Raw genomic sequence first — 15335 nt, forward strand, 5'->3', positions numbered from 1 at the left:
GCCGGGCTCTTGTCATTCCGCGCCAGGCAGCGAGGCCAGCTCCGTCAACGACCCGTCGCGTCCCATGCCGAGGATGAGGTCCAGGTCCAGCCGGTCCAGGAAGGCGTCATCGTGGCTGACCACGATGACGGCGCCGCCGTAGGCCCCGAGGGACTCCACCAGCTGGTCAACGCTCCGGATGTCCAGGTTGTTGGTTGGCTCATCCAGGATCAGGACTTGAGGCGGCGGGTCGGCGAAAAGCAGCCGGGCCAGGGAAACCCTGAACCGCTCACCGCCCGAGAGCGTGTGCACTGGCCGGTTCACGCTGTCGCCGCGGAGGAGGAACCGGGCCAGCTGGTTGCGGATATCGCCCGCAGGCACGTCCGGCGCGGCGTTCTGCACGTTTTCGAGGGTTGTTTCGTCCTCCCGCAGCCCGTCGAGGCGTTGACGCAGGTAGCCGGCGCGGTCCGTCAGCAGGCTTCCACCGGCTTGGCCCTCCATGCACGGGACACCGCCCATCAAGCGTTCCAGGAGTGTGGTCTTGCCGGCGCCGTTGGGTCCGGTGATGGCCACCTTCTCCGGGCCCTGCACCACGAAGGAGCGGTTGGTGCCCCGCAGTTCCGCGATCCGCCGGCCGCGCGGAACGTCCGGGTCGGGAAGGTTCAGGGATATCCGCTCCTGGTCCCGCACCCTCGCTGCGGCGGCGTCCAGGGCCGCTTGCGCGGCCTGCACTTTGGCGTCCATGCCGGAACGCATTCGTCCGGCTGAGACCTGGGCATCAGAGGCCCGCTGGTTCATCAGGATCTTGGATCCCTTCTTAGTGTCGTAGCTGGCCTGGCCCGTCCTGGCCCGTTGGGCGAGCTTCGATTCCGCCTCCTGCTTTTGCCGCTTTTCCTTCTTCACCAGTTGTTCAGCGGCACGGGTTGCCTGTGCGGCTGCGGCTTGCTGGCTGTCCAGGTACGCCTGCCACTCGCTGTAGGGGCCGCCGAACACCGTGAGCCCTCCCTCGTACAGTTCGGCCGTGCTGTCCATGAGTTCCAGCAGTGCCAGGTCGTGGCTGACCACCACCAGGCTGCCCGGCCAGTCAGCCAGCATCCCTCCGAGCGCCGAGCGTGCCCCGCGGTCCAGGTTGTTCGTCGGTTCATCCAGCAAGGTGATGGGGGTGCGCCGGATCCGGAGCCCGGAGATGGCGGCCAGCATGGCTTCCCCGCCGGACAGTTCGCCCACGCGCCGGTCCAGTCCGACGCCGGTCAGGCCGATCCCCTCCAGCGCCTCGTCCGCACGGGCCTCGATGTCCCAGTCGTCGCCCAGCACATCGAAGTGCTCCACCGCCGCGTCGCCGGATTCGATAGCCCGCAGGGCACGGACTTTGTCCCTAATCCCGAGCAGCTCCATCAGGGTGGCATCGTCGTGCAGCGTCAGGGTCTGCGGAAGGTAGCCGACGTCGGCTCCCGTGCTGATACTGCCGGCCGTCGGTGTGAGGGTCCCGGCCACGAGTCGCAGCAGCGTTGACTTCCCGGAGCCATTCGTTCCGACGAGCCCGGTTTTCCCGGGCCCGAAGCTCCCGGAGATCCCGGACAACGCCGGCGAGCCGTCCGGCCACCGGAAATGCACGTCCGTGAGGACGATGGATGGATTTTTTGTTGCAGGCATGGTGCTCCCAAAACAGGGTGTTGGGCGGCTGGGCCGCGGTTCGCCAAGGTCAGGTCCGAAAGGAGCGGGTCCTAAGGCGGACGGGACGTGGCGGCGGGCGGCCACGGCGGCCCGGGGAATGGGCAGGCGTATGCTGCGGGGCAGGAAATCAGTGCAGGGGAAAGAAAGCCGTGGATCGGCATCGGGCTCCGGGTGGTTTCAGCGGGTGAAGCGCTGAACTTGCCGGCCCTTGGGGCATCAGGGAAGTGTCAGCGCGCGGACTGCGTCGCGAAACCTGAAATGCCCGTCAAAACATTGCCTAACACTGGGGAACAGAGGACAACAGTGTCACAAATTCGTTGGCTGGAGGCAACCTTCCTGCGTCACGGTGTGAGCTGGCGCCGGTCCCGCACCTGCGGTGACGGCACACTGGCGGCCGGGCCGTCCGCGCCGGAAGCGGCGCCGGCCACCGGCTTCACCCGGCGGAGCGAGGCCAGGACGGCGCGCCCCACCACGGCGATGCCGATGACCGTGGTGACGGCGCGCAGGGTGTCCCAGCCCGCCGTCGACGTCAGCAGTGAGTAGAGCAGGAAGCTGCTGAGGTTGGTGCCCAGCGGTGCGCCCGGCACGTAGGAAATCCCGGTGCCGCTGCCCACGGCGAAGGGCCAGAACCACAGGTTGAGCAGCAGGCCGAACACATAGGACGCCACCACGCCGTACCCGGCAAGCATCCACAGCTCTGCCCTGCCGCGCACCCGGCGGGGGAGCAGCCCGGCTCCCGCACCCACCCAGGCGCAGGCGAACATCTGGAACGGTGTCCACGGCCCGATTCCGCCCCACAGCACGCTGGAGACGGCGATGGTGGCGGCGCCGAGGAGCAGGCCAAACCGCGGACCGAACGCCCGGCCCGCCAGGACCAGCAGGACGAACACGGCCTCCACGCCGCCGACGCCGGTACTCGCCACCCGGACCGCGGAACCTACCGCGGCGAGGACGCCGAGCAGCGCCACGGTGTGTGCCGAGCGGACCGAGCCGTCCAGGGACACCACGACGGCGGCCGCCGCCAGGGGTGCGATGGCCAGGGCAGCGTACGGGGTGGCCGCAGCGGCATCCTGCGGCAGTGCCGCGGCCAGCAGCGGCCAGCAGAACGCCGCCAGGGCCACCAGGTTTGCTGCCGCCAGGACGGCCAGCTCGGCGCCCCGCGGCATTCGAGGGCGGCGGGCCGGCTTCTCGGCAGGCAGGTCAGGCCGGCGCCCGGCGGCCCGGGCCGAGGCCACGGGCAGTGCCGCGGGAACGGCAGCAGCGACATCTACTGACTCGGCCAGCACGGCTGTCACGGCGGCCGGCGCCACCCCGTCCCGCATCGGCAGGATCCGGGCCCCAAGCCGGTGCGCAAACTCGAGATCGTGGGTGGCGAACAGGACCGCGGCGCCGTCATCCGCGGCCGCCCGCAACGCCGCCGCCACCGCCGTCCGCGCCGCGGGGTCCAGCCCACGGGTGGGCTCGTCAATCAGGAGCACCTGCGGCCGGTCCATGGTCTGCAACGTCATGGCAAGGATCCTGCGCTCGCCGGCGGACAGGTCCCGGGGATGCTCATGCCCGATCGGCATGCTGGCGTTGCCCCGCAGGAGGGCCAGCCGGGACGCCGCAAAGCCGGGCTCCGCAGGCTGGCCCGGCTTTCCCCGCGCCAGGCGCCGCTCCGCCGCCCGCAACTCGGCGGCGACGGTGTCCCTGGTGAAGAGGTCGTCCGAGGCGTCCGGCACCAACGCCACCCGGCCGCCGTCGTCCGTCCTTGAACCGCTGGTCCCCTCACCGAGGGCCAGCGCCACCAGGAGGGAGGACTTCCCGGCACCGTTCGGGCCCACCAGCGCCACAATCTCGCCGGGATGCAGGGCAAGGGAAGCCTCCCGCACCACGGGCGTGCCGCCGCGGTGCACGGCCAGGTTCACGGCCTCCAGCACGGGCGCGGAGGCCGGCGGCGCCGTGGCCGGACCAACAAAGGGACGCAGGGGCGCGGGCGTTGGGGCCGTACCCGCCACCAGCACGCAGCCCTCAAGGGACCACCAGGAATCGGCGACGGGGACCAGCGCTTCCGCCCGGTGCTCCGCCACGATCACGCACACCCCGGAGTGGTGCGCAAGGCTGCCGAGCACGGCGGTCACGCGTGCCCTGGCAGTGGAATCCAGGTCGGCCAGCGGCTCGTCCACCATGAGCAGGACGGGATGGTCCACGACGGCGGCCGCGATGGCCACCAGCGTTGCCTCACCCGCCGAGAGGGTGCTGGGATCCCGATCCAGCAGCGCCGAAACCCCAACCCGCTCCGCCACCTCCAGCACCCGGGCTTTGGCGGCCGGCCGGCCCACGCCACGCAGCTCCAGGGCCAGGCCAATCTCGTCCCGGACCCTTGTGCTGGCAAAGGCGGCGCGGGGATGCTGCAGGACCACGCCGATCAGGCGCGCGGTGTCCCGCGGCGGTACGGCAGCGCGGTCAACGCCGGCCACCTGCACCATGCCGGAGATGTCCCCGCCGTCGACGTGGGAGAGCAACCCCGCGATGCCGCGCAGGACGGTGGACTTGCCGGACCCCGTAGGCCCGGTGATCACGGTGAGGGATCCGCCGGCGGGCGCGAACCCGGCCGCGTGCACCTGCGCCCCGCCCACCCGGAACAGCGCGTCCCGGACCACCAGCGGCGCATCGCTTCCGGAGGCCGGTGGCGGTACGGGCCGGCCCGCGAAGCCGCGCAGCTCCAGGGCCGCCGCAACCCGGCCGGCATGTTCGAGGGTGCGCTCCAGGACGGGCACCAAGGCCCGCGGCCCGAAGCGTTCGCCACGCAACCGGAAGGCCAAGCGAACGGACCCCGCGGCGTCGGCGAGTGCCGGGAGCGCCGCCCACGCCACCACCAGCATCCGGGCCACGCCCTGCAGCGGGCCGCCCCGGGCCAGCCGGACGAATCCGCGGGACACATCCACCCACGCATTGAGCAGGCCGAAGCCCAGGATCAGCCCGGCAATGGGCAGCGCGGACAGGACCGCTTGCCAGAGACCGGGTGCCGTGACCGGGCCCAGGAACACCACGTGGGCGTACGGAGCCGGAAGCCGCAGCGGCGGCAGGGCCAGCAGGAGCGGCTCCCCAATACCCGCCCCGTTAAAGAGGACCCGGTAGAGGACCCGCGCCGCAATGAACACAGCAGCGAGAACCGCTGCTGCGCGCAACGGCGCGGGCCGGAAGGTCATGCCGCGGGTGCAGCCGGTTCGTTGTCCACGGTGTAGAGCAGTTCAAGGCTCTCGCCGGGGCTGAGCTTGAGGGTGTCCAGGCCTTCCTGCGCGTAGGCCCATGCGCCGGCGGCGGGCTTCACCCAGAGGGCCCAATAAGAGACCGTGTTTTTGTCATCGCACGCTTCGCGGGTGCTGCCGCCCTTGTGCTTGATGTCGAAGTCCGCAGCGGGCACGCCGTTGACGCGGCACGCGAAACTCGTGGGGTACTTGGCGGTGCCCTCGATCTTCACGTTGGCCTTGGCCAGCACGTCCGATGCCGGAGTGGGTCCGTCCGCGGGCACGCAGGCGGAGGTGTCGGCGGCGGACTGCTTCAGGGAGGCGGAATCCACCACGACCTTCACCCCGGTGCAGGGCCCGGCGGAGGCAGAGGCGCTGGCCGATGCCGAGGTGGAAGCGGATGCGGAGGGAGCGGACTGGGTGGCGGCCGGCGTGGAGCAGGCGGCAAGGGTCAGCAGGAGGCCGGCGGCGGCGAGGGAGCTCGCGGCGGCGGTGCGGGTCTTAGTCAATGTCACCTGTCAAGGGTAGGGCGTGCCGGGCCGGGAACCGGAGGCGGTCGCGTTGTGTGACGCAACGTCTCGGCCCGGCGCGCACCCGGCCCCGCGCAAAGGCCGACGACGGCACCCGGGTGGGGCGCCGTCGTCGGCCGTTCTGTTTCAGTGCTGTTAGCTTTCGGTTGCCAGGACCGCGTTGGCCGGCACCGCGTCCTCCGGCGCGTCGTACCGCGGGTCATTGGACGACGGATGGGCGGCAACGGACGCAGCATGCTCGGCCAGCACCCCGGTCTGGTGGCGGATCTTCAGCCGGTAGAGCAGGGTCCCGCCAACCACCACCGCGGCCACGAAGATCACCCCGCCCCACTGCAGGTACCACTCGAACGGCGGCACCGAGTTGTAGATCTCCGGGCGGGGCCACACCAGGTTCACTGTCATGGCGGCACCCCACAGGACCGCCAGGATGTTCACCGGAACTCCCCACTTGCCCAGGCAGAACCCTGGCTCGGAACTGTCGTCGGCCAGCGGCCATTTCTTCAGGAACCGTTTGCGGAGCAGGGGAACCGTCACCAGGAGGTAGGAGAGGTAGATCAGGACGATGCTGATGCTGGACAGGATGGTGAAGATGGCCGGCTGCGTGACGTTGACCAGGAGCGGCAGGACGGCCAGGACGCCAATGACGATCGCCGCGACCGTGGGGGTCCTGCGGACGGGATCCACCTTGCTGAGCTGCCGGCTGAACGGCAGGTTGTTGTCCCGCGCCATGGCGAACATCATCCGGATGGCGGCGGCGTGGACGGCCAGGGTGCACACCACCACGGCCACCACGATGCATGCCAGGAAGGCCTTGCCGAACGGGCCGCCCAGGACGGAGAGCACGATGTGCTGCAGGCCGCCGTCGGGAGACCCCACCTGCGGGTCGGTGAGGTCCGGTGCGGCCAGGATGCCGAACAGCAGGATCCCGCCGCCCAGCAGGAACGATGCCGTGACGGCGCGCAGGATGGCCTTGGGAGCGGTCTTCTTGGGGTCCTTGGTTTCCTCGCCGAGGGAGCTGGCGGTGTCGAAGCCGTACATGACGTAGCCGGAGGCCATGGCGCCGATCAGGAAGACGCCGAAGAAGCCAAGGTCGTGGCCTTCGCCGAAGCCGTTGGTCTGGAAGAAAACCTCAGGGCCGCGCACCACATGCCAGCCCAGGGCCAGGATCAGCAGCACGGCCGCGACCAGCTCCACGAACACGCCGATGCTGTTGATCCGGGTCATCAGCTTCACTCCGAACGCGTTGATCAGGGTGGAGATGGTGATCATGATGGTGGCCAGCACCACGCCGTTCATGGCGAAGTCGTACGGGCCGGTGCCGTCACCGACGAACTGGAAGCCGGACCAGAGCTGCGGCAGCGTGATCTGCAGGGCCAGCGCCACCGAGCCCAAGGCCATGATGGAGGAGAGCAGCAGCAGCCAGCCGGCCAGCCAGGACGAGGTCCCCGACGCGAGCCGCTTGGCCCAGTTGTACACGGAACCGGCCACCGGGTAGCGGCCGGCCAGTTCGGCGAAGCACAGGGCCACCATCAGCTGGCCGACGAACACGATGGGCCAGGACCAGGCGTACGCCGGGCCGGCCATGGAAAAACCGAAATAGAACAGTTGGAAAACACCGGTGAGGATGGAGATGTAGCTGACACCTGCGGCGAAGCTGGCAAATTTGCCGATGCTCCGGTCAAGGGTCTGGGTGTAGCCGAATTCGTCCATGCCGCTTGAATCAATACTCTTGCTGGGTTCCACTATGGACTCCTGGATCAGAAAGCACGATTGGACCGGCCGCCCTGGGGTGCGGCGGAATGACGTTGGCGGGGGCCGTTGCCGTTGGGGAGACGGCCCCCTGAGGTCCTGCCGCTCAGGCGAGGGACGTGGTGAGCTCCTTCTCTTCCATGGCCTCTTCGGCCGTGCGGTCCGCGGCCGTTTGGGCGGCCCGGATCAGATCGGCGCAGCGCTCGCCGATCATCATCACGGTGATGTTGGGGTTGACCGTGACGTGTTCGGGCATGACGGACGCATCGGCCACGCGGAGGCCTGTGACGCCCTTGACCCGCAGCTCGGGGTCCAGCGGCGACATGTCGTCGTCGGCTGCGCCCATGCGGACGGTGCCCACCGGGTGGTACACGGTGTTGTGGGTCTTGCGGATGTAGTCCTGCAGCTCCTCGTCCGTCTGCGCCTCGATGCCGGGCGAGAGTTCGCGGCCGGTCCACTCCGCCATGGCGGGCTGCGCGGCGATGTCGCGGGCCTTGCGGATGCCGGCCACCATGACGCGCATGTCGTGGCCTTCCGGATCGGTGAAGTAGCGCGGGTCCACCATGGGCTTGTCGCGGAAGTCGCGGCTGCGCAGCCGGACGGTGCCGCGGGAGCGTGCGTGGGTGACGTTGGGAGTGAGGCTGAAGCCGTTTTCCGTGGTGGGGTAGCCGTGCCGCAGCGTGTTCATGTCGAACGGAACCGAACCGTAGTGCATCATCAGGTCGGGGCGGTCCAGGCCGGCCTCGGTGGGGGTGAAGATGCCGATCTCCCACCACTGCGTGGAGGTCTGCACCATGGGCTGCCTGGCCTCGAACTGCACCACGCCTTCCGGGTGGTCCTGCAGGTTCTCGCCGACGCCGGGGGAGTCCACCAGCACTTCGATGCCGTGCTGGGCCAGGTGCGCTGCCGGGCCGATGCCGGAGAGCATGAGCAGCTTGGGGGAGTCGATGGCGCCGGTGGACAGGATAACCTCGCGGTGCGCGGAGAGCCGGTGGGTGCGGCCGAACGCCCCGTCCACCACGTCCACGCCGGTGCAGCGCTTGTCCGCGTCGAACACCAGCTGGCGGGCGCGCAGGCCGGTCAGCAGGGTGAAGTTGGGCCGGTCGATGATGGGGTGGATGTAGGAGACGGAGCTGGAGGAACGGGTGCCGTCCGCGCGCCGGTTGATCTGGAAGAAACCCGCTCCGTTGACCACGGTGGTGCCCGTGTTGAACTTCGCGCGGGGGATGCCGGCCTGCTCACAGGCGTCCAAAAGCGCGACGCCGGCAGGATCCGCCGGGGGAACGTTCATCAGGTGCACGGGGCCGGAGTCGCCGTGGTGCGGTGCGTCCGGGCCGGCGTCCTCGTTGGTCTCCAGTCGCTGGTACAGCGGCCAGGCTGCGTCGGAGTTCCAGCCGGTGGCGCCGTACTTGGCTTCCCACTCGTCCAGGTCCTCGCGCGGCGCCCAGAAGGCGATGCAGGAGTTGTGGCTCGAACAGCCGCCCATCACTTTGGCGCGGGCATGGCGCATGAAGGAGTTGCCGTTTTCCTGCGGTTCGATGGGGTAGTCCCAGTCGTAGCCGGATTCGAGCAGTTCCATCCACCGGTCCAGCTGCAGGATCTCCGGGATATTGCGGTCATCCGGGCCGGCTTCGACGAGGGCCACGGTCACCTCCGGATCCTCGCTCAGCCGGGCGGCGACGGCGGCACCGGCGGATCCGCCGCCGATGACGACGTAGTCGAACCCGCGGTCGGTGAGGTCCTCGATGTTGTCGTAGTGCATCTAGTTCTCCTTGCCGTGGTCAGCGAACCAGCCGGTGACCTGGGGGCTGGTGTTCTGGTAGATGTGCTTGGCTTCCTGGTACTCGGCCAGGCCGGTGGGGCCCAGCTCGCGGCCCACGCCGGACTGGCCGAAGCCGCCCCACTCGGCCTGCGGGAGGTAGGGGTGGTAGTCGTTGATCCAGATGGTGCCGTGCCGCAGCCGGGCGGCGACGCGCTGCGCCTTTCCGGCGTCCTGGGTCCACACCGCGCCGGCCAGCCCGTAGATGGTGTCGTTGGCGGTGGCCACGGCCTCGTCCTCGGTGCGGAACGTCTCGACCGTGACCACGGGGCCGAATGCCTCGTCGGTGACCACGGACATGCCGCGCTGCACCTGGTCCAGGATGGTGGGCTGATAGAAGAACCCGGCGTCGTACTTCCCTCCGGAAGGTGCCGCGCCGCCGGTCCGGAGCCGGGCGCCTTCCGCGATGCCGCGCTGGACGTAGGCGCTGACTTTGTCCCGGTGGGCCGCGGAAATCAGGGGGCCGGTTTCGGCGTCGTCGTCGAACGGGCCGCCGAGCCGGATCTCCCGGGCACGGCGCACCAGCTCGTCCACGAAGCGTTCAGCGATGGATTCCTCCACCACCAGCCGCGCCCCGGCGGAGCAGACCTGCCCGGAGTGGACGAAGGCGCCGTTCAGGGCATTGTCCACGGCGGCGTCGAAGTCGGCGTCCGCGAAAATGACGTTGGGGTTCTTGCCGCCGAGCTCCAGGGCCATCTTCTTGACGGTGCCCGCGGCCGCCGCCGCGATCCGCTTGCCCGTTTCCAGGCCGCCGGTGAAGGAGACGAGGTCGACGTCGGGATGTTCCGAGAGCGGTGCGCCTGCCTCAGCGCCGGCCCCGGTGACGAGGTTGGCGACGCCGTCCGGCAGGCCAAGGTCCTGCAGCAGCTGCATGGCCAGGATGGCGGTGGACGGGGTCAGCTCGGAGGGTTTGAGGACGAACGTGCACCCGGCCGCCAGCGCGGGCGCGATCTTCCACGCCGCCTGGAGCAGGGGGTAGTTCCACGGGGTGATCAGGCCGCAGACGCCCACGGGTTCGTAAGCGATCCTGCTGACCACGGCGGGGTTCCCGGCGTCGACGATGCGGCCCGCCTGCTGCCCGGCCAGCCTGCCAAAGTACTCGAAGCAGGCGGCGATGTCGTCCATGTCGATCCGGCTTTCGACCATCCGCTTGCCGGTGTCCAGGGACTCGGCGCGGGCGAATTTTTCCCGGCGTTCACGGAGTCCGGCGGCCACCTTCAACAGGAAGGTCCCGCGCTCCGGGGCAGGAACCGAGGACCAAACGCCGGCGTCGAACGCGGCGCGGGCCGCGGCAATGGCCCGTTCGGCGTCTTCGCGGCCGGCCTCGGAGACCGTGGCGACCAGTTCGCCGTCGGCCGGGTTGCGGATTTCACGGACAGCGCCGGACGCGGCCGGCTCCCACGCGCCGTTGATGAACAGGGTGGCTGCTGCCTCGGGTGCAGTGCTCTGGGCGGCTTCCCGCGCTGGTGTGGCGTAAGTCATAGGAAGGACAGTAATGCACCTTGAACGAGTGTTCAATACTTTTTTGAACGCTCGTTCAATGTTACTGAGGGGCTGCCGGCGTGACCGCGGCCGGTCGTTCAGTGCGGGCGGAGTTCCGCGCTGCCCGTGCTTCCGTCATGGACGGGAGCGAACGCGATCTGCTCCGTCCGCTCGATGCTCCGCTGGATGGCGGCCGTGTCGACGCCGAGCAGCGCCGTCAGCCACACGCCGTTCTGGATCACCACGATGTCCGCCGCCCGGTCCCTGCAGGCCTCCCAGGACAGTGCGGGCTGGGCGGCGGACACCAGCGCGGCGACGCCGTCGATGTAACGGTCAAAGGCCACTGCGTTGATCTGGGCGTAGTCCTCGTCGGCCTGGGCCAGGGCCCACAGGTGCAGGCGGAGGGACAGGTAGCGGGTGGTCAGCAAATCCTTGGCCGCCACCCGCCGCAACGCCTTGCGGAGTTGCTCGTCCGGGGGCAGCGACGGGTCCGGCGCGACCAGCAGGAGGTCATGCTCGTCCACGCGCCGCAGGGCAGCCCGGATCAGCGTGGTTTTGTCATCGTAGTAATAGTTCACCAGGCCCAGCGCCACGCCTGCTTCGCGGGCCACGGACCGCATGCTCACCCCGGCGATGCCATGCCGGGACAGCAGGTCCATCGCCGCCTCGAGGATGCGCGATTGCCTGTCCACCTGTTCGCCGGAGTTCACGGCACTCGTCCCCATCTGGCCAGACTATTGCCTCCCGGCGCGGAGCGCACTTTCCCGGATACCTGCCAGCACAAGGAGAATCCCCGCCGGGAGCAAGCGGCATGCTCACAACCCGGCGGGGATCCATTCGTCGGCGGGCCGCCTACTTCTTGGGCAGGCCCGCCGGGTTCAGTTCGGACTTCTGGATGGCCTCGGAAGAGAGGCCCCAGCGGTCCAGGATCCTGGCGTAGGTGCCGTCGTCAATCAGGTGGTTCAGCGCTGCCTGCGCGGCAACAGCCAGGCCGTTGCCCTTCTTGGTGGTGAAGGCGATCTGCGCGGTCAGAGGCCAGCCGCCGTTCAGCGTGCCCACCTGCTTGGTCTTGCCGTCCTGCGCGGACTTGTACGCCGCGGCGGCGTTGGGTCCGAAGGTCAGGTCCGCACGTCCGGACTGGAGGGCCAGGCTTGAGGCGGAATCGTCGTCGTAATACTGGAACTGGACCGGCGCCAGGCCGTTCTTCTTGTTCTCCTCGTCCCAGCGCACCAGGATCGCTTCCTGGTTGGTGCCCGAGCCCACGATGATCCGCTTGCCCGCCACGTCCTTGGCTTCCTTGACCTCCCCGATGCCGGAGTCGCTCTTGGCGTAGAAGCCCAGCAGGTCGTTGCGGTAGGTGGCGAAGTCGAACTTTTCCTTGCGCGCCTCGGTGACGGTCACGTTGGACAGCACGGCCTCGTACTTGGACGATTCGATGCCCAGCGGCCAGTCCGCCCAGGCGACGGGCAGGACCTCGACGTCCAGTCCCAGGGCCCCGCCCACGGCTAGGCGATGTCTACCTCGCTGCCGATCAGGGTCTTGTTGTCCGTGGCGAACAGGCTCAGCGGCGCCGCGCCGCCCGTGGTCACTACGGTGAGCTTGCCGTCGGCCTTGACCGCCTCAGGCACCAGGGCCGCCGCGGCGGCGTCCTTGCTCACCGGGAAGCGGTCCTGCTGCGGCGACAGGTTGAAGGTCCTGCCCGCGGCGCTGGCGGTTGATGACGACGACGGTGCTGTCGCCGCCGAGGCGCCCGGATCGGCGCAGGCGGACAGCCCCAGCAGTACTGCGACGGTGAGCGCCACGACGGCGGACGGCGTGGATTTGATGGCCAATGGTTCCTCCTTGGAGGTGGGTGGGGATGCGGGGGAATGTGCGCGTTGCAGCAACTATCCGGCAGCCCCGCCAAGGGAACCAAAGCCCGCGAAACCGGGAGATACAGGGCGTAACGGCGGTTAACCGGAGGACCGCGGCGGTCACATTACGGGCCGCTCCCGGACTCCGCGGCACGCACCATCGAGGTGCCCGCGGCACGCAAAAGGGGGACCGGCGAACCGGTCCCCCTTGCCCTGCGCTGCCAGCCGGGCGTTAGCTGAGCGCGGCCAGGACTTCCTTGGCCACGTCCTCGCTGGACTGCGGGTTCTGCCCGCTGATGAGGTTGCCGTCCCGCACCACGTGGGAGGACCAGGCGGCCCCGTTCTCCACCACGGCGCCCTTGTCCTTGAGCGCGTCCTCCACCAGCCACGGGGTGTTCTCGCCGGTGCCGCCGCCGAGTTCTTCCTCGTTGGTGAAGACCGTCAGGCGCCGGCCCTTGAAAGCGAACCCGCCGCCGTCGTCCGTTGCACTGAGCAGCCCGGCTGGGCCGTGGCAGAACGGCGCAATGACCTTCCCGTCCTTGTTGGCTGCCACCAGCAGGCGGCCCAGGTCCGCGTCCTTGAACAGGTCGGCCATGGGGCCGTGGCCGCCGGGCATCACCACGGCGTCATAGCCGTTGATGTCGACGTCGGCGAGGACCAGCGGGTGCGCCAGCTCGCCGTCGATCTTGGCCAGGTAGTCGCGGAAGCCCTGCGCACGGTCCTCGCCGCCGGCCGATTCGGGGGCAAGGCTCACCTGGTCCACCGTTGGCTTCCTGCCGCCGGGGGTGGCGATGTGGACGGTGTTGCCGGCATCGGTCAAGGTCTGGTGGGAGACCACCAGCTCCTCCGCCCAGTAGCCGGTGGGGTGTTCGCTGCCGTCCTTCATGGTGAGGGAATCGGCGGCCGAGACGACCATCAGGATGCTTGCCATGGTGTTTCTCCTGTCGTTGGGTTTCTACTTGCCGGCGGCTTCGAGCCCGGCGTACGTCTCATCGTCGAGCGTGAGGCCGGCGGCGGCCAGGTTTTCTTCGAGGTGGGCCACGGAACCGGTGCCGGGGATGGGCATCATCACCGGGGAACGGCGCAGCAGCCACGCGAGGGCCACCTGGGAGGTGGTGGCACCGAGGCGCTTGGCGGCTTCATCCAGCGGTCCGCCCGGCTTGGCGAGCTCGCCCGCGGAGATCGGCGCCCACGGGATGAACCCGATGCCGTTCTCCTCCGAGTACCGCAGCACGTCCTCCGAGGACCGGTCGGTCAGGTTGTAGCGGTTCTGGACGGTGGAGACGGTGAAGTGCTTTCCGGCTGCCTCCAGCTCCGCCACGCTCACCTGCGACAGGCCCAGGGCGCGGACCTTGCCCTCGTCCTGGAGCTCACGCAGCACACCGAACTGCTCCTCGGCGTCCACCTTGGGGTCGATCCTGTGCAGCTGCAGCAGGTCCAGGGTGTCCACCTTCAGCTTCCGCAGGCTCAGTTCCGTCTGCTGGCGCAGGTATTCAGGACGCCCCACCGGGATCCACTTGTTGGGCCCGGTGCGGGTGAAGCCCACCTTGGTGGCCACCTTCAGGCCCTCCTTGTACGGGTGCAGGGCCTCCGCGATGATTTCCTCGCTGATGTTGGGGCCGTAGGAGTCGGCGGTGTCGATGAAATCCACGCCGAGCTCGACGGCGCGGCGCACCACGGCCACGGCGGCGGCGCGGTCTGCGGGCTCACCCCACACCCCGTCGCCGACGATGCGCATGGCGCCAAACCCGAGCCGGTGCACGGTTCCCAGGTCCTTGAGGTCGATCGTTGCGGACAGTTCCAGCTGCTTCGTTGAATCTTGGCTCATAGGGGCGGCAACATCATCAGCGTGCTGAGTATTCCGCAACTCACAGAAATAAGCCGGGGCCCGCCGTCGTTATGCATCAAGTGCCCGCCGCCATCCGGGGGCACGCCCCACGAAACGTTTTTTTGAAAGGCCGGCACCTGACGTGACTCTTCCCCTCTCCATCCTTGACCTGGCAACCATCGGCAAAGGCCAGACGGCGGCGGAGAGCTTCGCGGGCAGCGTGGCCATGGCGCAGAGCGCGGAGAAGCTCGGATACCGGCGGGTCTGGTACGCGGAGCACCACAACATGTCCTCCATCGCCTCCTCCGCCACCAGCGTATTGATCGCGCACGTGGCCGCCCACACCGAAAGCATCCGGCTGGGCGCCGGCGGCATCATGCTGCCCAACCACTCGCCGCTGACCATCGCGGAGCAGTTCGGAACCCTGGAAACCCTTCACCCCGGCCGGATCGACCTGGGCCTGGGGCGGGCACCGGGCAGTGACCAGAACACCATGCGCGCCCTGCGCCGGGACCCGATGTCCGCGGACAGCTTCCCGCAGGACGTCCTGGAACTGCAGGGCTACCTAACCGGCCCCACCCGCATCCAGGGCGTCGAAGCCACCCCTGGCAAGGGAACCAACGTCCCGCTGTACATCCTGGGCTCCTCCCTGTTCGGCGCCCGCCTGGCCGCGCAGCTGGGCCTCCCGTACGCCTTTGCCTCGCACTTTGCCCCCGCCGCCCTGCGGGATGCCGTGGCCATTTACCGCCGCGAGTTCAAGCCCTCCGCGCAGCTGGACGCGCCGCACGTGATCGCCGGCGTCAACGTGATCGCCGCCGACTCCGCCGCCGAGGCCCAGGCCATGTTCCAGGCCACCAAGCGCGCCCGCGTCTCGCTGTTCTTCGGCGGCGGCCGGGAGTTCACCGACGACGAGGCGGACATGGTCCTGGACTCCCCGCAAGGACAGCATGTGGCCCAGATGATGCGCTACTCCGCCGTGGGCACCCCGGACGCCGTGGTGGACTACCTGGCAGATTTCGGCAAGCACGCCGACGCCGACGAACTCATCGTGGCGCACCAGAGCACCGGCACCGAGGCGCGGCTGCGCTCCGTCGAGCTGCTGGCCGAGGCCGCCGGACTGGCCCGGGTGGGCGCCTGAGGTTTCGCCGGGCACGATGCCCGAAGGTCCTGTCCGCTGCTTTTACACGGACG

Annotated in this window: 10 protein-coding genes and 2 pseudogenes; 1 reads left to right on the forward strand and 11 read right to left on the reverse strand. The window is 69.3% G+C overall.

Features of this window, described 5'->3' with window-relative positions; all coding sequences use genetic code 11:
• Window positions 1–12 precede the first annotated feature (12 nt).
• The 11 genes and pseudogenes from C563_RS0103735 to C563_RS0103780 all read right to left on the reverse strand — a co-directional run bounded on the left by C563_RS0103735 (window position 13) and on the right by C563_RS0103780 (window position 14144).
• A complete protein-coding gene (locus C563_RS0103735; RefSeq protein ID WP_442852925.1) occupies window positions 13–1074 on the reverse strand; it encodes an ATP-binding cassette domain-containing protein in 1062 nt (353 codons plus the stop codon).
• A 48-nt stretch (window positions 1075–1122) separates the two neighbouring features.
• Window positions 1123–1632, reverse strand: a pseudogene (locus C563_RS22990) (ATP-binding cassette domain-containing protein); the annotation flags it as partial.
• Between the two features lie 362 nt (window positions 1633–1994).
• On the reverse strand, window positions 1995–4844 hold the full coding sequence (locus tag C563_RS0103740; RefSeq protein WP_018760693.1) for an ATP-binding cassette domain-containing protein: 2850 nt from the start codon (window positions 4842–4844) through the stop codon (window positions 1995–1997).
• Complete coding sequence (locus C563_RS0103745) at window positions 4841–5398, reverse strand: hypothetical protein (RefSeq protein WP_051083402.1); 558 nt, start codon at window positions 5396–5398, stop codon at window positions 4841–4843. Before C563_RS0103745 ends, C563_RS0103740 begins: the two co-directional genes overlap by 4 nt.
• A gap of 150 nt (window positions 5399–5548) precedes the next feature.
• Window positions 5549–7123 carry an APC family permease gene (locus tag C563_RS0103750; protein ID WP_081624114.1) on the reverse strand — a complete coding sequence of 525 codons (1575 nt, stop codon included), beginning with the start codon at window positions 7121–7123 and terminating at the stop codon, window positions 5549–5551.
• A 145-nt stretch (window positions 7124–7268) separates the two neighbouring features.
• Window positions 7269–8924, reverse strand: coding sequence for a GMC family oxidoreductase (locus tag C563_RS0103755; protein ID WP_018760696.1), 1656 nt, complete (start codon window positions 8922–8924; stop codon window positions 7269–7271).
• A complete protein-coding gene (locus C563_RS0103760; protein WP_018760697.1) occupies window positions 8925–10463 on the reverse strand; it encodes an aldehyde dehydrogenase family protein in 1539 nt (512 codons plus the stop codon).
• Between the two features lie 98 nt (window positions 10464–10561).
• Entirely contained in the window at window positions 10562–11188 is a 627-nt protein-coding gene (locus tag C563_RS0103765; RefSeq protein ID WP_051083403.1) for a TetR/AcrR family transcriptional regulator, read from the reverse strand.
• Window positions 11189–11315: 127 nt separating this feature from the next.
• Window positions 11316–12295, reverse strand: a pseudogene (locus tag C563_RS20845) (ABC transporter substrate-binding protein).
• Between the two features lie 253 nt (window positions 12296–12548).
• Complete coding sequence (locus tag C563_RS0103775) at window positions 12549–13247, reverse strand: type 1 glutamine amidotransferase domain-containing protein (RefSeq protein ID WP_018760699.1); 699 nt, start codon at window positions 13245–13247, stop codon at window positions 12549–12551.
• Window positions 13248–13271: 24 nt separating this feature from the next.
• Window positions 13272–14144 carry an aldo/keto reductase gene (locus C563_RS0103780; protein WP_018760700.1) on the reverse strand — a complete coding sequence of 291 codons (873 nt, stop codon included), beginning with the start codon at window positions 14142–14144 and terminating at the stop codon, window positions 13272–13274.
• A 142-nt stretch (window positions 14145–14286) separates the two neighbouring features.
• Here C563_RS0103780 and C563_RS0103785 point away from each other — a divergent pair, with 142 nt between their 5' ends.
• Complete coding sequence (locus tag C563_RS0103785) at window positions 14287–15282, forward strand: LLM class flavin-dependent oxidoreductase (protein WP_018760701.1); 996 nt, start codon at window positions 14287–14289, stop codon at window positions 15280–15282.
• Window positions 15283–15335: the final 53 nt, after the last annotated feature.

Source organism: Arthrobacter sp. 135MFCol5.1, from assembly GCF_000374865.1.
Lineage (GTDB): Bacteria > Actinomycetota > Actinomycetes > Actinomycetales > Micrococcaceae > Arthrobacter.